The following is a 19293-nucleotide window of genomic DNA, read 5'->3' as shown; positions in this document are numbered from 1 at the left end:
TATGCTCACAATGAGCATTTCTTCCGCCTCAAAAAACGCCGGAGAACACTTTTGGCTCCCTCGGCGTCCTGGATATGCTCAATTAGAGCAAAACCCGTTAACAGACATATAGACCCGTGTTCGGGCGCCGACAAGGGCTGTCTTCACACTGACGTAGCGGCAGCGGCCGGGGCGTTGGCCATGACATCCTGGATGGCCTGGGCCAGCTCGTCGGCCGAATAGGGCTTGCGCAGCAGGGGCCAGGGCGCGCCGTCGGCGGAGGCCAGGGCGTCGCCGGTATAGCCAGAGGACAGGATCACCGGCAGGCCGGGCCGCGCCTTCACGGCTTCGTGCGCCAGGTCCACGCCGGTCTTGGTCCCCGGCATGATCAGGTCGGTGATCAGCAGGTCGAAGGCTTGGCCGGTGGCCATGAACGACCTGAAGGCCGGGGCGCCGTCGGCGCGGAACACCTGGTGGTTCAGCTCCTCCAGCATCATGGCCACCAGGTCGCCCACCTCCGGGTCGTCCTCCACCAGCAAGATGCGCAAGGCCGGCCCCAGGGCAACGGCGGCGGCTTCGGGCTCGGCGGCCAGGGGGGCCACCGCCGAGCGGGGCAGGTACAGCCGCACCGACGCCCCCTTGCCCAGCGCGGAGTCGATGGAGACCCCGCCGCCGCTCTGTCGCGCGAAGCCATAGACCTGGGACAGGCCCAGCCCCGTGCCCTTGCCGATCTCCTTGGTGGTGAAGAAGGGGTCGAACACCCGGGCCATGGTGGTCTGGTCCATGCCGACACCGGTGTCGTGGACGACGACGCGGACATATGGACCCGCGGGGATTTCCGACACCTCGCCCTCGGCCAGCTCACAGACCCCGGTCTCCAGGCGGATCGAGCCGCCGCTGGCCACGGCGTCGCGGGCGTTGACCACCAGGTTCATCACTGCGGCCTCGAACTGGCCGGTGTCGACCATGGCCACGGCGCCGGCCGCGCCCGGCGCGAAGGTCAGGCTGACGGCTTCGCCTACGGCCCGGCGCAGCAGGGACTCGGCGTCGACCAGCAGGGCGTCGATGACGATGGCCTCGGGCTTCAGGGCCTGGCGGCGCGAGAAGGCCAGCAGCTGGCCAGTCAGGCGCTCGCCCCGGCGGGCGGCGCCCAGGGCGGCCTCGATCATCCGCTCGCGGCGGTCGGCGTCGGCGGGATGGCGCTGGATCAGATCGAGCGCCCCGATGATCACGGTCAGCAGGTTGTTGAAGTCGTGGGCCACCCCGCCGGTCAGCTGGCCCACGGCCTCCAGCTTCTGGGCATGGCGCAGGGCGGCCTCGGCCTCGTCCCGCTCGACCAGGGCGGCCTGGACGCTCTCGGCCAGCAGGTCGTTGATATGCTTGAGGTCGGCCTGCGCCTGCTTGGCGTCGGTGACGTCGAAGGCGATGCCGATGAAGCCGATGAAGTCTCCCTCCGGCCCATAGCGGGGCTGGGAGTAGGAACGGATCCAGCGCCACTCGCCGAGGATCGTGCTGTAGCGGGCCTCCAGGTTGAAGAGTTGGCGTGAAGCCTCGCCCGCCACCTGCTCTGTCATGATCCGCTGCAGGTCGTCGGGATGCAGCCGGTCGCGCCAGTCGAAGTGTAACGCCTCGTTGTAGGTCGCGCCCAGGAAGGCGACATAGGCCTGGTTGACGAACTCCCGCTGGCCGTCGGTCTTGGAGACCCACAACAGCACCGGGGCGGAGTCGGCCAGGGCCCGGAACCGCGCCTCGCTCTCGCGCACCTGTTCGAAGGCCATCCGCCGTTCGGTGACGTCGATGTTCACGCCCACGGCGCGCACGATCACCCCGTCGTCGTCGCGCAGCATCTCGCCTCGCGACAGCAGCCAGTGGATCGAGCCGTCGGGCCAGACCACCCGGTACTCGATCGGGTCCATGCGGCCTCCCTTTACCGCGACGATGTTGACCTGGCGGACCTTCTCCCGATCTTCGGGGTGGACGATGTCCAACAGGCTGCGGACATTGGCGTCGCGCACCGGATCGAGACCCAGGTTGCGATACAGGGTGGGGGACCAGACGCCGTCGCCGGTCACCACGTCCCAGTCCCAAAGGCCGACACTCCCAGCGTCCTGGGCCAGGCGCAGGCGCGCCTCGCTGCGGTCCAGGGCCGTCTGGGTGATCTCTTGAGACCGTCGGGCCTCCTCCAGCCGCAGCAGGGTATCGCGCAGGGCGCCGGCCACCACCACCGTGGCCACGCCGGAGGCCGCGAACAGGATGTAGATGCCCTGTTCGGAGACCCCCTGCGGGAAGGCCATCCGGTTGCTCAGGCCGAGCAGAAGCGACACCCCAAGCGTCACCCAGCCCCAGCGGCGGCCGCCATACAGGCTCGCCACGATATAGACCGGGAAATAGGTGGCCGAGAGGCTGAACACGTTGGTCCAGCCGAGGAACGCCCCGCGCGCCAGGCTCGCCAGGACCATGGCGGCGCTGCTGACCGCGAGGGCTTCCAGGAATGAAGGCGCGCGGCGGGGTATGAAACGCAGCGGCCACTCGACGGGCGTCATCGCCAAAGGATCGGCTCCCCGTGGTCCTGAATTTTAATGTGTGGAGAGTGGGACCGCTGGCCGAGACGCGCAACCGGCGATAAACGCAGCCTTCCTGGGTTTCGCCGGTTGCGGTCGAACCTTCGCCGCCTTCCTGGCTAGACTGACCGACCCGGAAATCACCGAAAGCCCCGACGCTGAGCCTCCGCCTTCCTCACCACCGCCGCGCCGGCCTGATCCTGGCCGTGGCCGGGAGTCTGCTGGCGGCGTGCGCGACCACCTACTACGTCCCACGCGGCGCCGGGCGGTTGCAGGGGATGGCGAGCGTCAGCGAGAACCTTTCCGACAAGGGCCTGGCGCGCCTGACCGCCGACATGGACCCGGCCATGCTGGCGCTCGCTCGACGTCACGATCCCCATCATGGCCCCGACCTGTGGGGCCGGCCGGAGGGGTGGGCAAGCCTCGACCTCCGCACGCCGCCCGACCTGGGCTTTGGTACGGCGGTGGACGCTGTCGCCGAGGACATCAACGCCCTGCGGCCGTTCTCCACCCTGCCGATCCGGCCGATGAAGCCCTTCAAGCTGGCGGTCGACACCCAGGACGGGAGCCGGGCGCTGAAGTGCCTAGCCCAGGCGGTCTACTACGAGTCGGCCCGGGAGCCGGAGCTGGGCCAGGAGGCCGTGGCCCAGGTGGTGCTGAACCGTCTGCGTCATCCGGCCTATCCGAAGTCGGTCTGCGGCGTAGTCTATCAGGGGGCGGCGCGGGCCACCGGCTGCCAGTTCACCTTCACCTGCGACGGATCCCTGGCCCGCGCGCCGCAGCCCGACCTGTGGCTGCGGGCGCAGGATGTCGCCCGTCATGCTCTCAATGGCTTCGTGGCCAAGGGGGTCGGCTCGGCGACCCACTATCACGCCCAGTATGTCGCGCCCTACTGGGCCCCGACCCTGGTGAAGATGAAGCAGATCGGGGCGCACATCTTCTATCGCTGGACCGGTCCCTGGGGCGAGCCGCCGGCCTTCACCGGCCGCTATGCGGGCGGCGAGGCCTATCTCTCGGCGGCCATACTCGGCAGCCTGGACGAACGGACCCAGGGGTTGCTCGATCCAGAGGGGCAGGGCGTGCCGGCCGGCCGCAAGATCACCTTGTCGGTGGGAGGCGAGGTGCGCACCTACAATGTCGTCGATCCCCTGGCGGTCGGCGGCGAGCGCACCCGCGTGCTGGGCACCATCTTCGCCCCGCGCCGCAAGCCGACCCCGGAAGAGATCAAGAAGATCAACGAGTCCCTGGCGGCCATGGACGCCCCGGTGGCGACGGAGACCGCGCCGCTGGCCGTGCCGGCGCCGGACTAGGTGGGATTGAAGGCGTCCGGATAGGCCACAAGCACCGGCTCGGCCAGCGCCCCGTCCTCGATCTCCAGGGCCATGAAGGCCGGGCTGCCGGAGTAGGGGGCCTTCACCTTGGCCGCAGCCTCGGGCGTAAATCCGAACTTCGGATAGTAGGCCGGGTGGCCCAGGACGATGACCGCGTGGGTTCCGAACTCCCGGGCGGTGTCGATGGAGGCCTTCACCAGCTTCGACCCGATCCCGGACTTCTGCAGGTCGGGGCGCACGGCCATGGGCGCCAACGCCGCATAGAGGTGGACACTGTCGGCCCAGAGCCGGCTGTAGAAGATGTGACCGACCACGGCGCCGTCCTCCTCGGCCACCAGCTCGAAGACCTTGTCCCCGTCGGCCCGCAGGCGCTCCACCAGGTCGGCCTCGGCGGGCTGTCCGAAGGCGGCGATATTGATCTCGCGGATCGCGGCGTGGTCGGCGGGCTTGGCATGTCGGATCATGCCGCCAGCTTACCCCCTCAGGATTTCAGGGGAAGGCACAGCTCGGTCAGCAGATCGGCAGGCGCGGTCTTGCGCGGGTCGTTGAGGTTGATCTCGACGCAGGGGGCGTGGGCCGGCTCCTCGCCGCTGGTGGGCAGCCAGCCGAACAGTTCCTCGTAGCCCTTGCCGATCTGGGCGTAGGCGCCGCGGTAGAGCAGTACGGCATAGCGGCCTGCGGCGACCTCATGGATTGTCACGACATCGTCGCTCTCGACCTCCGGCCCGACGGTGATCCCGGCCAGGGCCCGCTGTTCGGTGGCCGGAACCACCGACATGTCGTCCAGATAGACCGCCACCCCCACGGCCGGCGGCATCACCACGCCCTTGGGTCCGGCCCAGGCCATCAGCCGGTCGAAGGCCTTGCCGATCAGCTGCGGCGGTCCCCGGTGCGGCACGGTGGCGATGCGCAGAGCGGGGCGGTCCTGGATTTCGACGGGCATGGGGCTGACTCCGGGTGTGGCGCGCCGCGCGGCCCGGAAGGCGGCGGGGGCAAGGTCATAGACGGTGCGGAAGGCGCGGGTGAAAGCGGGGTTCGAGGCGTATCCGGCGCGCCGGGCGATCTCTGAGATCGGCGTGGTGCTCCGCGCCAGCTCCATGGAGGCCCGCTGCAGCCGCAGCCGGCTCACGGTCTCGGTGACGGTCTCGCCGATCAGCACGCGGTAGATGCGATGGAAGTGGAACGGCGACAGGCAGGCCACCTCGGCCAGCGCCGCCAAGTCCAGCGGTTCATCCAGATGCGCCCAGATATGCTCGGCCACCCGGTTCAGGCGGCGGGCATAGCTCTCGCGGGTGACGGGCCGGTTCATGGAGAGAGGTTAGCGCAGGCGCCGTTGATCGCGCTTGCGGAGTTGGCGCGGCCTTGACCGGGCTCAAGGCACGGGGCCTGCTGTGGGTTAAGTGTGCCGTGAAGGGACCAAGACCATGCACTCAAGCCGCACCCCTGTCCTCGCCGCCGGAACCCTGCAGCTCGCGATGGTCGCGTGACCGGCCGGGGTAAGCCCGCGGCCGGTGGCGGGGTCTGGGCGGGGGTGGCCTATGTCGCGATCGTATTCGCGGTGGCTTTCGCCTTGGGAACCGTGCGCACCCTGCTGGTGGCGCCGCGCCTGGGCGACACCCTGGCCGTGACGATAGAGGCGCCGTTGATCCTGGCGGTAAGCTGGTTGGCCTCGGCCTGGTGCGTCAGGGTCTTCCAGATCCCGCCGGCGGTTGCCCCACGCCTGACGATGGGCGGAGTCGGGTTCGGCCTGCTGATGCTGCTGGAACTGGGGATGTCGGTCCTGCTGTTCGGGCGCACGCCAGGGGACTATCTTGCGGCCTTCCTGTCGCGTCCGGGGGCCATCGGCCTGGCCGCTCAGCTTGGATTCGCCCTCGTGCCCTTGCTGCAGATCAAGCGCGCGATCCCCGGACGGCGGTAATCCAGCGTCTCGCGCTCAGTCCCCCGCCACCCACGACACATCGGCGCCCAGAGCATTGAGGTTCTCGACGAACTTCGGGTGGGCGCGCTGGATGGGGGTGGCGTTGAGGATGGTGCTCTCGCCCTCAATGCTGGCGGCCAGCATGAACAGCGCGATGGCCACGCGGATGATGTAGGGGCTTTCGACCTCTGCCGGGACCAGGGGCTTGCCGCCGAAGGTGATCAGGCGGTGCGGGTCGCACAGCAGGGAGTGGGCGCCGAACTTGCCCAGTTCCGAGGACCAGCCGAGCGCGCCCTCATAGACCTTGTTCCAGAACATGCACTGGCCCTCGGAGCGCACGCCCAGCGCCACGAAGATCGGCAGCAGGTCGGCCGGCACATAGGGCCAGGGCGCGGCCTCCACCTTCTGCAGGATGTTGGCGGTGAAGGGCTGGCGCACCCGCATGCCGCCGGCGTCGACCTTGGCGCGGCTCCAGCCGTCCTTGTGGGTGATCTCCACGCCGAACTTGGCGAAGGTGCGGTCCAGCAGGGGGAACTGGTCCACCGAGCCGTTCTTCACCGCGATGTCGCCGCCGGTCATGGCGCCCATGGCCAGGAAGGTCGCCACCTCGTGGAAGTCGTCGGCGAAGGTGAACTCGGCGCCCGACAGGCTGTTGACGCCCTCCACGATGACCCGCGAGCCGCCGACGCCCTCGAGCCTCGCGCCCATCATGGTCAGGAAGCTGCAGAACTCCTGCACATGGGGTTCACAGGCGGCGTTGGTGATCTGCGAGCGGCCCTTGGCGGTGGCGGCGCAGAGGATGAAGTTCTCGGTGGTGGTGACCGAGGCGTAGTCCAGCCAATGGTCGGTGGTGGCGAAGCCCTTGGGGGTCTTGATGAAGATCGCCTCGGGCTTGCGGTCGATGTCCGCGCCGAAGCTTTCGAAAACCTCGATGTGCGGGTCGATCTCGCGGACGCCCAGGGTGCAGCCGGTGACGTCCTCCTCGATGCTCGCCGCGCCGAACCGGTAGAGCAGGGCGGGGATCAGCATCAGGGTCGAGCGCATGCCCAGCGGCAGGTGCGCGGCCTTGGGATCCAGCCCCTCGCCGTGGCGCAGCTTCAGGGTGCCGGTGGCGTAGTCCATGTCTACGGAAGAGCCCAGGTTCCCGAAGAAATCCAGGATCTTGCGGACATCTGTTATGTCCGGCACCCGGTGCAGGACGATCGGCTGATCGGTCAGCAGGGTGGCGCACAGAACCGGCAGCACCGCGTTCTTGTTGGCCGAGGGCGTGATGGTTCCGCGCAGGGCGCGTCCGCCTCTCACGATCAGGTTCGTCATGGCGCGCGGCCTCGTCTCTTCGGGGCGGAAATGGAAGTCTTCGAGTAGATCAGGGCGGCGCGCCCGTCACCAGGTTCCGATCTTCTCGGCCTCGTGGTGGCTGATCGGATGGTGGGCGCGGGCATGGTCTTCCTCGGCCAGCAGCCGCACGGCTTCCAGGGCGGCCATGCAGCCCATGCCCGCCGCCGTCACCGCCTGGCGATAGACGTCGTCGGTGACGTCGCCGGCGGCGTAGACGCCCGCCACGGCCGTCGAGGTCGTGCCGGCCTTGACCTTCAGATAACCGGCGGCGTCCATGTCCAGCTGACCCTTGAAGAGCTCGGAGGCGGGCGCGTGGCCGATGGCGATGAACACCCCATCGCAGGCGACCTCCTGGGTGGCGCCGGTCTTGACGTTCTTCAGCCGCACGCCGGTGACGCCCATGGGATCGACAGCCCCCTGGACCTCATCGATCGAGCTGTCCCAGATCACCTCGACCTTGGGATTGGCGAACAGCCGCTCCTGAAGAATCTTCTCGGCGCGGAACTCATCCTTGCGGTGGACCACGGTGACCTTGGCGGCGAAGTTGGTGAGGAACAGGGCCTCTTCGACCGCGGTGTTGCCGCCGCCCACCACCACCACGTCCTTGCCGCGATAGAAGAAGCCGTCGCAGGTGGCGCAGGCCGAGACGCCGAAGCCCTGGTATTTCTGCTCGCTCTCCAGGCCCAGCCACTTGGCCTGGGCGCCGGTGGCGATGATCAGGGTCTCGGCCAGCCAGACCTCGCCTGAGTCCGTCGTCAGCCGGAACGGCCGCTGCGACAGGTCGGCGGTCAGCACGATGTCGTTGATGATCTCGGCGCCCACGTGCTGCGCCTGGGCCTGCATCTGTTCCATCAGCCAGGGTCCCTGGATGACGTCGGCGAAGCCCGGATAGTTCTCCACCTCGGTGGTGATGGTCAGCTGGCCGCCGGGCTGGATGCCCTGGATCAGCACGGGCTTCAGCAGGGCGCGGGCGGCATAGATCGCGGCGGTGTAGCCGGCCGGGCCGGACCCGACGATCAGGCAGCGGGCGGAGCGGGGGGCTTTGGTCTCGGACATAGGGCCTATGTAGGTGAGATTCCGCGTTCGCGCACCCTGGGGGCGGCGATCAGCGTACGCCAGAAACATCGCCGCAACATGATGCCGCGACAACTTCGGCAAAACACCCCTGGCCACAAGGCCTGGGGGCGCCAGAACGTGACTTGGTCGGGTCGCGAAATTCGGGCGAGGTTCGGCCAAATATAAGGAGGAACGCCCTGTGAGCGACGTCGCGGCCCAACGGCCCAAGCTGACGCTGCCGATCAAGCTGGCCTACGGCTTCGGCACCGTGGCGTTCGGGGTGAAGACCCAGCTGATGGGGCTGCTGCTGCTCTACTACAACCAGATTGTCGGCCTGCCGCCGCACTGGGTCAGTATCGGCCTGGCGGTGACCATCTTCTTCGACGCGCTCTGGGACCCCTTCATCGGGCAGATCTCCGACAACTGGCGCTCCCGCTGGGGACGCCGCCATCCCTTCATGTATTTCGCCGCCCTGCCGGCCGCGATCACCCTGGTGGCCCTGTTCAACCCGCCGCTGGGCTGGTCCGACGGCGCGATCACCGCCTATATGATCATCATGGTCATCGCGGCCAAGGCGACCATCAGCCTCTATGAGGTGCCCGCCACGGCCCTGACGCCCGAACTGGCGCCGGCCTACCACGACCGCACCCAGCTGCTGACCTTCCGCTACTTCTTCGCCATCTTCGCCAGCAGCGCCGCCGCCGTGATGGGCTGGCTGGTGTTCCTCAAGGACACCGTCGGCCCCGATGGGGAGAAGGTGCGGGGTCAGCTCAATCCGGAGGGCTACGGCCCCTACGCCCTGGTGGTCGGCGGCCTGATGATCTTCTCGATCCTGGTGGCCTGCCTGGCGACCCAGAGGTTCATACCGTTCCTGCATCAGCCGGCGGCGCGCAGCATCGGCATCCTGGGCGTGGTCCGGGAGATGCTGGCGACCATGTCCAACCGCAACTTCCTGGTGGTCTCCCTCTCGGCCCTGTTCGTCGGGGTCGGGGCGGGCCTCAGCAGCGGCCTGAACATCTATTTCCAGACCTACCTCTGGGGCATGGGCTCGGCGAACCTGGCCTTCATCGTCGCCGGGACCATGCTGGGCAGCCTGCTCGCCTTGGTCTTCGCGCCCCTGCTGTCGCGCTGGTACGGCAAGAAGCGGGCCTGCATGATTCTGATGGGCCTGGCCCTGGCGACGACCCTGACCCCCATCAGCCTGCGTCTCCTGGGGATCATTCCCCATGAGATGAACGGCACCAGCGAGCTGACCGCCATCCTGCTGCTGGACAGGACCCTTTACGGCGCCTTCGCCACCGCCGCGGCCATCCTCACCGCCTCGATGATCGCCGACGTGGTGGAGGAGTCCCAGCTCGCCACCGGCCGCCGCTCCGAGGGCCTGCTGCTCTCGGCCGACAATGTCCTGCAGAAGGTCGCGGGCTCGGTGGCCAGCATCATCCCGGGCTTCCTGCTGCTGTGGGTGGGCATGCCCGAGAAGGCCAAGCCCGAGAGTCTCGATCCCTCGATCATGACCAACCTGGCCCTGATGTACCTGCCGGCGACGGCGCTGTTCGCCCTGATGGCCATGGGCGCCATCATGTTCTACCGCCTGGACCGGGCGGGGCACGAGGCCAACCTCGCCAAGCTGGCCGACGCCGCGGCTCTCGGAGCGGTGGTGGTGGAGACCGAGGGCGGTGTCGACGCCTCCGACCTCGCGGCTCCGGGGGCCAGACCTGCCTAGAGCCTGATGGCTTCTCTCGAAGCCTGAATCAGGCTCTAGACTCTTGAAGTTAAAGCACGATTCAACGATCAGACGATCCCGTCTGATCGCATCGTGCTCTAGGGGTTTGGTTAACGCCTGCTTCAGCGCGGGCGGCTAGGGTGGCGCATCAAGCTGCTCGGTCGCCCATGTCTGATCTCCCCCATATCGAAATCGCCGGCCGCAGGATCGGCGCCGACCACGAGCCCTATGTGATCTGCGAGCTGTCGGGGAACCACAACGGCAGCCTGGACCGGGCCCTGACCATGATCGATGCCGCCGCCGACACCGGCTGCGACGCTATCAAGATCCAGACCTATACCGCCGACACCATCACCATGGATGTCGACCGGCCGGAGTTCAAAATCCACGGTGGGCTGTGGGACGGCCGCAGCCTGTACGAGCTCTATCAAGAGGCCCAGACTCCCTACGCGTGGCACGCGGCCCTGTTCGAACGGGCGGCCAGGCGGGGTGTGACCCTGTTCTCCAGCCCCTTCGACGAGAGCGCCGTGGACCTGCTGGACGGGCTGGGGGCGCCGGCCTTCAAGATCGCGTCCTTCGAGGCCGTGGACTTGCCGCTGATCGCCTATGCGGCGGCCAAGGGCAAACCGCTGATCATCTCCACCGGCATGGCCAACCTGGCCGAGATGGCCGCCGCCCGCGACACCGCCCTGGCCGCCGGCGCGCCGGGTGTGGTGATGCTCCACTGCGTGTCCAGCTACCCAGCCGCCCTGGAGGACGCCAATGTCCGTACCGTCGCGGACATGGCCACGCGCTTCGACAGCCCTATCGGCCTTTCGGACCACACCCACGGCACGGCGGCCTCGGTGGCGGCCATCGCGCTCGGCGCCTGCATGATCGAGAAGCACTTCACCCTGGCCCGTGCCGACGGCGGCCCGGACGCCGCCTTCAGCCTGGAGCCGGCGGAGTTCACGGCCCTGGTTCGCGACTGCAAGGACGCCTGGAAAAGCCTGGGCCGCGCCCATTACGACCTGCTGGGGTCGGAAAAGGCCAACCGCCAGTTCCGCCGCTCGCTCTATGTCAGCGCCGACGTGAAGGCCGGCGAGATCCTGACCCGCGAAAATGTCCGCTCGATCCGGCCGGGCAACGGCCTGCCGCCGGCCGACATGGCCAAGGTGCTGGGCAAACGCGCCAGCCGCGACCTCGCCCGGGGCGAGCCGCTGGCCTGGGATATGCTGGGCTAGGCGGCGATCGCCTCGGCCGGTTCGATCTCCAGGGCCTGGGTCAGCGACTTGGAGATTTCCGACAGCGAGGCCGTCTGCGTCTGGGCTTCCCAGGCGCCGGCGATGAAGTTGGCGCCTTGGTGTTTGGCGAGCGCGGCGTGCAGGCCCGCGAGTTTGCGGGCGGCGTCCAGGGAGTGCTGGGCCCAGCGGGGCTCGACCTGGATGGAGACTGTCTCATCGAGGTGCAGCGAGGCGCCGCCGAAACCGCCCATCAGCTTGTGGATTTGCCGGCGCAGGTCGCAGTCGGAAATCTCGGAGACGCACTCGGCGCTCAGCAGGGCCTGGCCGCGGCACTCGTAGAGGTGCACCCGGAAGACGGAGCCCTCGGCAGTGAAGTTGCGCACGTGGAACGGCAGGGGGCCGGCGTAGCGGGCCTTGAAGATGTAGCTGGTGAGGCTCTTGGCCAGGCGCTTGGGCGGCTCTAGCTCCAGCGGCGCGAACAGCGGGGCCGGATCGGCGGCCCAGACCACGACATCGCCGGCCTCGCGAGCCCGGAAAGCCTGCTGTGGCGACAGGAAGGAGGCGGTCTGGATGGTGACCCCCAGCCGCTCCAGGGCGCTCTGGCAGCGCATGAAGAAGGTCTGGTAGCCGTCGGCCGGCAGGCTGGCCGTCTGGTTCTGCAGCCGGCCCCACAGGGCGCGGGGAATGCCGTAGAGGCCGTCATAGACCGGGTCGGCCTTCTTGGCGCGGGCCAGGTCGCAGGTGTCGATGTCGGTGGCGTAGACGCGCTTGATGCCCAACGGGATGGCCGCACCGGCGTCCACCTCGTCCAGCCAGGAGCCCAGGGCCCACTGGCAATAGCGAGTCAGATGGCCAGAGATATCATGGGGATAGGCGCGGATCCTGTCGGCCAGGCTGTCGCCGGTGATGTGGTCCAGGTCCAGCTTGCGGGTCCGCAGGGCCGGGCCTTCGAAATCGTGGGTGAAGGCGAGATCGCCGCCTGGGGCGGGGCTGACCGAGCCGAAGCGGTTCTCGAAGTCGTCGAAGGCCAGGCCGTTGGCTTCCAGCAGGGTCCGCGTCGGATCACCCTGTGGACCGAAATAGCGGTGGTCGGCGCGCAGTTCCAGACCATGGTCGCGCCGCGGCCAGGCGGTCCCGCCCAGTTGGTCGAAGCGCTCATGAAGTTCGATGTCGCGGCAGCCGAGGCGGTGGGCCTCGAGGGCGGCCAGGATACCGGTGAGCCCGCCGCCGATGATGCGGACTGTCGGAGCTTTGGAGCTCCGGATTACGCCAAGCTGTCGCATGCCGACTGTCTTTTGAGCGCGTTTGGCGCTCTCCCCGTTTCGCCAAGGCTAAGCCCTGGGATGCGAAAAGAGCGTTAAGGCTGCGGGGGTTGCGGGTGAGGCAGGCTGTCGCGGGCAGCGATGAGCTTCAGGAAGGCCTCCGCGGCGCGGCCCGCGCCCAGGCCGTCGCAGATCGCCGCGCTGGCCGCCGACAGCTTCTGGCGCAGGGGGGCGTCGGTCAGCAGGCGGACGATGGCGCGGTCCAGCCGGGCATCCAGGTTGTCGGCGCCGGCATCGACGACCAGGGCGGCCTCGCGCTCGGCCAGGGCCGCGGCGGCCCCCTGCTGGTTCTGGGCGAGCACCAGGATGGCGGACGGTAGGCCCAGGACGCAGCGCTCCCAGACACTCGACCCCGCCGCCCCTATGGCGATGTCGGCGGTCAGGATCAGGTTGGCCATGTCCTGGCTGTCGACGTGGATCGTCAGGCGCGGATCGCGGCCGGCGACCTTGGTCAGACCCGGCAGGCTCGGGGCGCCGGCGCCCAGCACCACATCAAGGGCCACGTCGGAGAGCCGCATTCGCAGCCGCTCGACAACCCGTGCGGTGATGCCGCCCAGGTCGGTGAGGCCAAGGCTCACCAGCACCCGGCGCACCTGTCCGGTCCGGCGCGAGAGGGCGGCGCTGCGCACGTGGGCGAACTCCGGACGCACCGGGGCGAACTCCGGGCCCAGTAGCAACTGGGCGTCGGTGAAGAGGGCATAGTCGCTGGCCTGCCGCCCCGGTCCGGAGTCCAGCACCAGGTTGGCGGCCAGCGGCCGGTCGGCCAGGTCGTCGATCACCAGGGTGGTGCGGCCCTTGGCCAGGGCCTCGTGATGTTCGCGGGCGAGGCCGTAGTGGTCGAACACCACGGCGTCGAAGCGCACCCCGGTCAGGGCGTCGGCGATGTGGTCGGGGTCGAGGCCGGTGGCCTCCTCGCGCACGATCTCCGGCCCGAACACGTCCAGCAGGGCGGCGACCTCCGGCGTGCAGGCGAAGGCGCAGTCGGCGCCACGCTCGCCCAGGGCGCGGGCCAGGGTGATGCAGCGCATGACGTGGCCCCCACCGACCTCGGGGCCGGCGTTGGCGACAAACAGGATGCGGGGGCGCTGGGGAATCATCTCCCGCGCATGGAAGGCCGAAAGCGGGGCGCTGGGAAGGCGGCTCTAGCGCGCAGATAGATCGCCGGGCGGTTCGGCGACCTCCGCCAACGCAATCTCAAGCCGTTGAAGCCCCGCCAAGCTTATCTCTGCATCCCTGGAGAAGTCACGATCGACCTCCACAGCCGCGGCTCCGAGCTCCGGGAAACCGAGCGTGCCCGCGATGCCGGAAATCCGGTGAACCATGGTCTGGAAGGAGGTAGCTGCGATCCCACGTGGCTCTCGCATGGCGCTCCGCAACGCACGCAGGTCACCGCTGCAGCGCTGCCGGAACTGCCGACGGACCTCCACCAGGGCGTCATCCACCAGGAAGTGCTCCCACCATTGCGCGGATATCACGGGACAGGGAGATCGGATCAAAGGGTTTCATGATCACCCCCACGGCGCCGAGCGCCATCAGGCGTTGGCGCTCGTCGGTCAAGGCGCGAGCGGTCATGAAGATCACCGGCGTGCGACTGTGCCCCGAAACCAGGCGCAGTCTTCTGAGCACTTCGGGGCCATCCATCTCGGGCATGCTGACGTCAAGCAGAACAACATCCGGGACGAACGTTTCAAGGCAGGCCAGGGCCGCCTCGCCCGAGGCCGCCATATGGCTTTGGAAGCCGGGGTCGCGGTTCAAGAATATGCCAACCAGATCCCGGATAAGGTCGTCGTCATCAACGTATAGAATTCGCATGTCGAACTTCATGCTCCCGATCTCGGGCGCCAAGGGAGCCGTCATTCCCCAAACCCCTCATGTCCGAGGGCATCCGAAACCTAGGCCGGGCGCCGGACGCGGGTATAGTCGTCGAGCCAAACGATATCTGGCTGGTGCAGGATGTCGTTCACCATCGCCACAAGCGTATCGGGTTGGACCGGCTTGCAGATATAGCCTCGGGCGCCTTCACGCCGCGCTCGGATGATGTTCTCGATCTCGTTTTCGGCGGTGAGCATTAGGATCGGCGTGCGCGCCCAGCCCCGGGACTTCAGCAAGCGGGGGAGAAGATCAAAGCCCGATACATCCGGCATCGAGACGTCGAGGAGAACCAGGTCGGGTGGAGGCGACGCGGCGCAGACCAACCCGTCCATACCGTTCTCCACGCTGGTGACCTTCTGGGTGTCGGTGGTCAGGACGGCCGTCACCATCATCCGAATAAGCGGGTCGTCATCGATCACAAGGATATGCATCTCGAAACCCTTATGCAGCGGGCGCGCCGTATTCGAGTGACGCGGCGCCCCGCCAGCCAGCGCAATCGGCTTCTTATCGAAAGTTGTTCGCAGCCCAAGTCAACCGGTGATAGTTTTCGAAGGTGCGACTACTTGTCTCCCGTTAGGATGAGGCCGCCATCGTTTTAGGTACCGCGCCGCTTGTTCTTTGGATTGTGGGCGGCGCTCAACTGGCGGCCTCGATGGCGGCGTCCAGGGCGTCGCGGAAGATCACGAAGAACAGCTCGGGATCGCCGGGGTCGAGGTTCTCCACCATGCCTGAGACCTTGTAGCCGCGGGCCACCAACAGGGTGCGCATGGCCTGGTTGGACTCGTTGCAGGAGACGAACATCCGGTCGCCCTCGAACTGGCCCTCGATATTGGCCATCAGGGCCCCGGCCACGCCCCGGCGCAGGAAATTCTCGCCGGTGTAGATGCGTTCCAGGAAGGGGTGGCCGAAGAACTCCGCCATCACCGCATGGCCGGCGATCTGGTCGTCCAGCACGAGGACGCGGACGTCCATGCCGCGATCGCCGGCGATGGCCTTGCTCATATAGTCGTGGCGGCGCTCCTCGCGCCGGGCGACGGGGTCGAGGGCCAGGATGGCGGAGAGGTCGTCGGGGTTTGCTGGGCGGATGGCGACGCTCATAAGGGCTTCCGTTCGTCGTAGCGGCGCAGCACCTCGGCGGCGGCCCGGTCGGTCTCGGCCAGGGGCGGATACTTCCATTTGTGGAAGGCGCCGCCAAAGGGCCGGGCGGCGCCCAGGCGTTCCAGGTCCTCGTGGAACAGGCGGAACTTCAGGCTGTCGCCGTCCATCTTGAGGATGAAGACCGGCTTGCCCGTGCTGGCCGCGTCGGTGGCCATGTTGGTGGAGTCCTCGGTCACCAGGATGTAGTCGGCGGCCGCCAGGAAGGCGAAATAGGGGTTGTCGCCCTCGCCATCCCAGATGATCCCCGGCATGTGCCGCAGCCGCGCGGTGAGCAGCGCGCGGGCCGGCTCGGGCGTGCGGCGCGAGAAGCTCACCATCACCGAGCCACCCTCCTGGACGATCGGCAACTCGATCTCGTGGGCCAGGGCTGCGGCGCGTTCCACCGACATGTTGTGGGCCTTGGACTTGCCGCCGATCACCACGGCGACGCGGGGGCGGGGCAGGGCGTCGATCTGCTTCTTGAAGCGGCCCAGTTCGGCCTTCAGCCGCTTGGCGTTGACGCCGTTGGGGGAGCCGGTGATCGAAAACACATTGTCGCCCTGCAGCCGGTCGTGCTTGGGCGGGATCACCAGATCAAACAGGCTGGTGGGCATGCGGGGGTCCTGGGTCTGGACCACGAACGTGGTGTTCCTGGTCCAGGCCTTCAGGCGGATGGAGAGCGGCAGGGTGGCGCGGCCGGCGGCCAGCCAGATGTCGGGCCAGGGCGGGCCGATGCCCGTATCGGGCTTCAGGGACCGCAGCGGGAAAGGGTTCAGCCACCAGGGCAGGCGGCCGACGCGGCCCTTCCAGGCCACCCGCTTGACCACGACCTCGGCCCGGCGCTTGGCCGCGATGGCGTTGGCCAGACCCACGACCTGGCTCTCCATCCCGGCGCGCCCGTCGGAAACGGCCCAGATCACGAGCGGTGGCGTATCGAGGGATTTCGGCAAGCTGAGGGCATTCCGTCTGCAGGCGTGAGTCAGGGAGCCGACTCTCGCCGGCTACCATAACGACCTTTTGGCGTCGCTAGGAGCTAGCTAGACCCACTCGACCTTGAGGATCTCGTAGGCCTTGGTGCCGCCGGGGGTGGGGACCTCGACGACGTCGCCCATCTCCTTGCCGATCATCGCGCGCGCGATCGGCGAGGCGATGGAGATCTTGCCCAGCTTCACGTCGGCTTCGTGCTCGCCAACGATCTGGTAGCGGGCTTGATCCTCAGTGTCCTCGTCGACCACGGAGACCGTGGCGCCGAACTTTACCTGACTACCGGAAAGTTTGGACACGTCGATGACCTGTGCGCGGGCCATCCGATCTTCGATGTCGGCGATCTGGCCTTCGATCCAGCCTTGGCGCTCCTTCGCAGCGTGGTACTCGGCGTTTTCCGAAAGGTCGCCGTGCTCGCGAGCTTCCGAAATGGCCGCGATCACTGCTGGTCGCTCCAGGGTTTTCAAACGCTTCAGGTCTTCGTCGAGGGCGTGATAGCCCTCGGCGGTCATTGGGACTTTTTCCATGGCAGTAAGGTGACTCGGGTTCGCCCTTGGGTTTGTGTTCCGGCCGCGGGCGCAGGCGACCGGGGGGATAGAGGATAGAAGCCAGACTGTGAAAACTCAAGGGGTGCAATGCAGCAATGACATTGCCGGCCGCGGCCGGGGCCGCAATTAGGTCCCAAACTCTCGGCTCATGAGGCCGTTCCCTCGGCCGCTGGTGGCGCCCGGGTCCCGGGGCGCCTAGATTGCCGCTTCAACGAAAGACGACACCATGGCCGCCAAGCGGGGCATCACCCTCTACCATTCCCCCGCCAGCCGGGCCTTCACGGCCTACTGGCTGCTGGAGGAACTGGGCGTCCCCTTCGATGTGCAGACCGTCGACATCGCCAAGGGCGAGCAGAAGAAAGCCGAATACCTGAAGCTCAATCCGTCCGGGAAGGTGCCCACCATCACCGACGGCAAGGTGGTGGTGAGCGAGAATCCGGCCATCTGCATCTATCTGGCCGATCGCTATGGCTATGGCTCGCTGGCGCCCAAGATCGATGAGACCGAGCGCGGCGCGTACCTGAAGTGGATGGTCTATTCGACCGCGGTGCTGGAGCCGCTGCTGGTGCTGCACGGCAAGCACATCGACCTGCCCGGCGGCGAGACCGGTTTTGGCGCCTATGACGACGTGATCCGCGTCCTGACCGAGAGCCTGAAGGGCCGCAAGTGGCTGCTGGGGGACCGGTTCTCAGCCGCCGATGTCATGCTGGGCTCTGTGATCTCCCGGTCGCTCTATCGAAAGGAGCTGCCGGAGCATCCGGTGCTGACGGATTACAATGCCCGCCTGACCCATCGCGAGGCCTATCACCGGGCCGCCGACGCCACCTGGCCGGTGCACCTGTTCCCGCAGTCCTAGCTCTCGGAGATGATCGCGCCCCGGAGTTCCTCGGCTTCGGGGGCCTCGTAGACGCCCTCGATGAAGTCGAACATGTCGGGATTGACCTCGATGGCGAAGGTCTCGCCGCGCACCTCGTTGCGTTCCAGCACCCGCGCACGGCGGACCTCGGAGCTGGCGGTGACGAAGTGGAACTGGATCGGCAGCTCGCAGGCCTGCGCGATCTCCGCCACCCGGGCCCGGTCGGACTTGCGCATCAGGCCGAGGTCCAGGACCACCGAGGTCCCGGCCGCCATCGTCGCGGCGGCGACGGACCAGATCTGCGCCTCGCAGCGCTCGACCCGGGCCATCATCCACTCGAACTCCAGCGGCTCGGGCATGTCGGCGGCGAACAGCCGCGCCATCCAGTCGTCGATGGCGAAATGCACCGCGGGCTCGCTGCGGGCGAGCTCTCGGGCGTAGGTCGACTTGCCGGCGCCCGAGGGGCCGAAGATCACGTGCAGGGTGGCGGTCATGGGCCGCCGGTTACTTCACCGAGAGGCCGCCGTCGATGACCAATTCGGCGCCCGTGACATAGCGGCTCTCCTCCGAGGCCAGCCACAGGACGCCGTTGGCGATGTCGAGGGGATAGCCCTTGCCGCCCAGCGGCACGGCCTCGGCGCTCATGGCGTCCAGCACCTGCGCCCGCGGCGGCCTAGCGTTGTCGCCGGCCTCGCCGGTGCCGATGATGTCGTCCCAGATCGGGGTCTCGATGATGCCGGGATGGACGGAATTGACCCGAATGCCGTCCTTGGCGTTCCCGCACTCCATGGCCACAGCCTTGGTGAAGAGGCGCACCCCGCCCTTGGTGGCGCAGTAGCCGGCCAGGATGGCCGAGCCCTTCAGGCCGGCCACCGAGGACATGTTGATGATCGAACCGCCCTCGCCGGAGGCGCGCATCAGCGGGATCGAGTGCTTCACCCCCAGGAACACGCCGTCAAGATTGATCGCCACCTGCCGCTGGAAGTCGCTGAGCGCCATGTCCAGCACCGAGCCGGAGATGCCGATGCCGGCGTTATTGACCAGGATGTCGAGGCGGCCGTGATCGGCCTTGATGGCGGCGACGGTGTCGATCCATTCCTGTTCGGAGGTGACGTCCTGGTGGCGGTACTGGGCCTTGCCGCCATTGGCCTCGATCTCGGCGGCGAGAGCCTGACCCTTTTCGTCCTGCAGGTCGGTGAGGACGACGATCGCGCCTTCCTGCGCCAGCCGCTCGGCGCAGGCGCGCCCGATGCCGCTCGACCCGCCGGTGACCAGAGCCACCTTGCCTTGAACCCGTCCCGCCATGTCGTTTCCCCGTGGCTCTCTTGTCCGTTGTTGCAAGAGGCCTAGCCCAGGCTCGACGGCTTGCCCAGCATCACGCAGCGTCAGTCCTTTGGAGCGGGGACAATACCACCCAGGCCCGCCGGGACCTTTTCGAGGCGGGG

The 19293-nt window shown here is 67.8% G+C and carries 20 protein-coding genes; 5 read left to right on the top strand and 15 right to left on the bottom strand.

The features are described 5' to 3' along the window. Positions 1-143 precede the first annotated feature (143 nt). Positions 144-2522 carry a hybrid sensor histidine kinase/response regulator gene (locus JKL49_RS15050; protein WP_249778295.1) on the bottom strand — a complete coding sequence of 793 codons (2379 nt, stop codon included), beginning with the start codon at positions 2520-2522 and terminating at the stop codon, positions 144-146. 224 nt (positions 2523-2746) lie between these two features. On the opposite strand from JKL49_RS15050, the gene JKL49_RS15045 reads away from it, so the two are divergent. Continuing rightward, complete coding sequence (locus JKL49_RS15045; RefSeq protein ID WP_347340393.1) at positions 2747-3850, top strand: cell wall hydrolase; 1104 nt, start codon at positions 2747-2749, stop codon at positions 3848-3850. Here the strand turns inward: JKL49_RS15045 and JKL49_RS15040 are convergent. Next, positions 3847-4335, bottom strand: a complete 489-nt coding sequence (locus JKL49_RS15040) for a GNAT family N-acetyltransferase (protein ID WP_215341434.1) — start codon at positions 4333-4335, stop codon at positions 3847-3849. The genes JKL49_RS15045 and JKL49_RS15040 overlap by 4 nt on opposite strands. Positions 4336-4352: 17 nt before the next feature. Then, complete coding sequence (locus JKL49_RS15035; protein ID WP_215341433.1) at positions 4353-5180, bottom strand: AraC family transcriptional regulator; 828 nt, start codon at positions 5178-5180, stop codon at positions 4353-4355. 174 nt (positions 5181-5354) lie between these two features. Here JKL49_RS15035 and JKL49_RS15030 point away from each other — a divergent pair, with 174 nt between their 5' ends. After that, the gene (locus JKL49_RS15030; protein WP_215341432.1) at positions 5355-5789 is read left to right on the top strand and encodes a hypothetical protein; all 435 of its coding nucleotides are present in this window, start codon (positions 5355-5357) and stop codon (positions 5787-5789) included. Positions 5790-5804: 15 nt separating this feature from the next. On the opposite strand, the gene JKL49_RS15025 is transcribed toward JKL49_RS15030, so the two are convergent. Then, the gene (locus JKL49_RS15025; RefSeq protein ID WP_215341431.1) at positions 5805-7106 is read right to left on the bottom strand and encodes a UDP-N-acetylglucosamine 1-carboxyvinyltransferase; all 1302 of its coding nucleotides are present in this window, start codon (positions 7104-7106) and stop codon (positions 5805-5807) included. A gap of 66 nt (positions 7107-7172) precedes the next feature. Further along, positions 7173-8183, bottom strand: a complete 1011-nt coding sequence (gene trxB, locus JKL49_RS15020; protein WP_215341430.1) for a thioredoxin-disulfide reductase — start codon at positions 8181-8183, stop codon at positions 7173-7175. A 199-nt stretch (positions 8184-8382) separates the two neighbouring features. Between trxB and JKL49_RS15015 the strand changes: the two genes are divergently transcribed. Beyond that, positions 8383-9906: an MFS transporter gene (locus tag JKL49_RS15015; protein ID WP_215341429.1), complete on the top strand. Its 1524-nt coding sequence runs from the start codon at positions 8383-8385 to the stop codon at positions 9904-9906. 167 nt (positions 9907-10073) lie between these two features. Next, a complete protein-coding gene (gene pseI, locus JKL49_RS15010; protein ID WP_215341428.1) occupies positions 10074-11129 on the top strand; it encodes a pseudaminic acid synthase in 1056 nt (351 codons plus the stop codon). Here the strand turns inward: pseI and JKL49_RS15005 are convergent. From JKL49_RS15005 to greA, 8 genes are all read right to left on the bottom strand, one after another. Continuing rightward, a complete protein-coding gene (locus JKL49_RS15005; protein ID WP_215341427.1) occupies positions 11126-12412 on the bottom strand; it encodes an NAD(P)-binding protein in 1287 nt (428 codons plus the stop codon). The genes pseI and JKL49_RS15005 overlap by 4 nt on opposite strands. 74 nt (positions 12413-12486) lie before the next feature. Further along, positions 12487-13548 carry a UDP-2,4-diacetamido-2,4,6-trideoxy-beta-L-altropyranose hydrolase gene (gene pseG / locus JKL49_RS15000; RefSeq protein ID WP_215341426.1) on the bottom strand — a complete coding sequence of 354 codons (1062 nt, stop codon included), beginning with the start codon at positions 13546-13548 and terminating at the stop codon, positions 12487-12489. A gap of 45 nt (positions 13549-13593) precedes the next feature. After that, on the bottom strand, positions 13594-13893 hold the full coding sequence (locus JKL49_RS21235; RefSeq protein WP_215341425.1) for an Hpt domain-containing protein: 300 nt from the start codon (positions 13891-13893) through the stop codon (positions 13594-13596). Then, positions 13886-14275, bottom strand: a complete 390-nt coding sequence (locus tag JKL49_RS14990; protein WP_215341424.1) for a response regulator — start codon at positions 14273-14275, stop codon at positions 13886-13888. Before JKL49_RS14990 ends, JKL49_RS21235 begins: the two co-directional genes overlap by 8 nt. Before the next feature lie 68 nt (positions 14276-14343). Further along, positions 14344-14742: a response regulator gene (locus JKL49_RS14985; RefSeq protein ID WP_215341423.1), complete on the bottom strand. Its 399-nt coding sequence runs from the start codon at positions 14740-14742 to the stop codon at positions 14344-14346. Between the two features lie 217 nt (positions 14743-14959). After that, positions 14960-15421, bottom strand: a complete 462-nt coding sequence (locus JKL49_RS14980; protein ID WP_215341422.1) for a GNAT family N-acetyltransferase — start codon at positions 15419-15421, stop codon at positions 14960-14962. Then, entirely contained in the window at positions 15418-16410 is a 993-nt protein-coding gene (locus JKL49_RS14975) for a mitochondrial fission ELM1 family protein (RefSeq protein WP_249778092.1), read from the bottom strand. The genes JKL49_RS14980 and JKL49_RS14975 overlap by 4 nt, the downstream gene beginning before the upstream one ends. Positions 16411-16497: 87 nt before the next feature. After that, entirely contained in the window at positions 16498-16971 is a 474-nt protein-coding gene (gene greA / locus JKL49_RS14970) for a transcription elongation factor GreA (RefSeq protein WP_215341421.1), read from the bottom strand. Positions 16972-17218: 247 nt separating this feature from the next. Here greA and JKL49_RS14965 point away from each other — a divergent pair, with 247 nt between their 5' ends. Beyond that, positions 17219-17848 (top strand): glutathione S-transferase family protein, encoded by a 630-nt coding sequence (locus tag JKL49_RS14965; RefSeq protein WP_215341420.1) that lies wholly within the window; start codon positions 17219-17221, stop codon positions 17846-17848. On the opposite strand, the gene JKL49_RS14960 is transcribed toward JKL49_RS14965, so the two are convergent. Further along, complete coding sequence (locus JKL49_RS14960) at positions 17845-18342, bottom strand: P-loop nucleotide/nucleoside kinase family protein (protein ID WP_215341419.1); 498 nt, start codon at positions 18340-18342, stop codon at positions 17845-17847. The genes JKL49_RS14965 and JKL49_RS14960 overlap by 4 nt on opposite strands. A 10-nt stretch (positions 18343-18352) precedes the next feature. After that, positions 18353-19153, bottom strand: a complete 801-nt coding sequence (locus tag JKL49_RS14955; RefSeq protein ID WP_215341418.1) for a glucose 1-dehydrogenase — start codon at positions 19151-19153, stop codon at positions 18353-18355. Positions 19154-19293 lie beyond the last annotated feature (140 nt).

Source organism: Phenylobacterium glaciei (assembly GCF_016772415.1).
In the GTDB taxonomy this organism is placed as follows: Bacteria; Pseudomonadota; Alphaproteobacteria; order Caulobacterales; family Caulobacteraceae; genus Phenylobacterium; species Phenylobacterium glaciei.
The sequence above is the reverse complement of the archived record's forward strand: the minus strand, read 5'-3'. Positions and strand labels throughout refer to the sequence as shown.

Bases quoted from the DNA above. Each gene is read 5' to 3' on its own strand.
- JKL49_RS15035 (WP_215341433.1), bottom strand. From the start codon at position 5,180: ATGAACCGGCCCGTCACCCGCGAGAGCTATGCCCGCCGCCTGAACCGG.
- JKL49_RS15040 (WP_215341434.1), bottom strand. From the start codon at position 4,335: ATGATCCGACATGCCAAGCCCGCCGACCACGCCGCGATCCGCGAGATC.
- pseI (WP_215341428.1), top strand. From the start codon at position 10,074: ATGTCTGATCTCCCCCATATCGAAATCGCCGGCCGCAGGATCGGCGCC.
- JKL49_RS15050 (WP_249778295.1), bottom strand. From the start codon at position 2,522: ATGACGCCCGTCGAGTGGCCGCTGCGTTTCATACCCCGCCGCGCGCCT.
- JKL49_RS15025 (WP_215341431.1), bottom strand. From the start codon at position 7,106: ATGACGAACCTGATCGTGAGAGGCGGACGCGCCCTGCGCGGAACCATC.
- JKL49_RS14980 (WP_215341422.1), bottom strand. From the start codon at position 15,421: ATGAGCGTCGCCATCCGCCCAGCAAACCCCGACGACCTCTCCGCCATC.
- greA (WP_215341421.1), bottom strand. From the start codon at position 16,971: ATGGAAAAAGTCCCAATGACCGCCGAGGGCTATCACGCCCTCGACGAA.
- JKL49_RS14955 (WP_215341418.1), bottom strand. From the start codon at position 19,153: ATGGCGGGACGGGTTCAAGGCAAGGTGGCTCTGGTCACCGGCGGGTCG.
- JKL49_RS14960 (WP_215341419.1), bottom strand. From the start codon at position 18,342: ATGACCGCCACCCTGCACGTGATCTTCGGCCCCTCGGGCGCCGGCAAG.
- JKL49_RS14990 (WP_215341424.1), bottom strand. From the start codon at position 14,275: ATGAAGTTCGACATGCGAATTCTATACGTTGATGACGACGACCTTATC.
- JKL49_RS14965 (WP_215341420.1), top strand. From the start codon at position 17,219: ATGGCCGCCAAGCGGGGCATCACCCTCTACCATTCCCCCGCCAGCCGG.
- pseG (WP_215341426.1), bottom strand. From the start codon at position 13,548: ATGATTCCCCAGCGCCCCCGCATCCTGTTTGTCGCCAACGCCGGCCCC.
- JKL49_RS15005 (WP_215341427.1), bottom strand. From the start codon at position 12,412: ATGCGACAGCTTGGCGTAATCCGGAGCTCCAAAGCTCCGACAGTCCGC.
- trxB (WP_215341430.1), bottom strand. From the start codon at position 8,183: ATGTCCGAGACCAAAGCCCCCCGCTCCGCCCGCTGCCTGATCGTCGGG.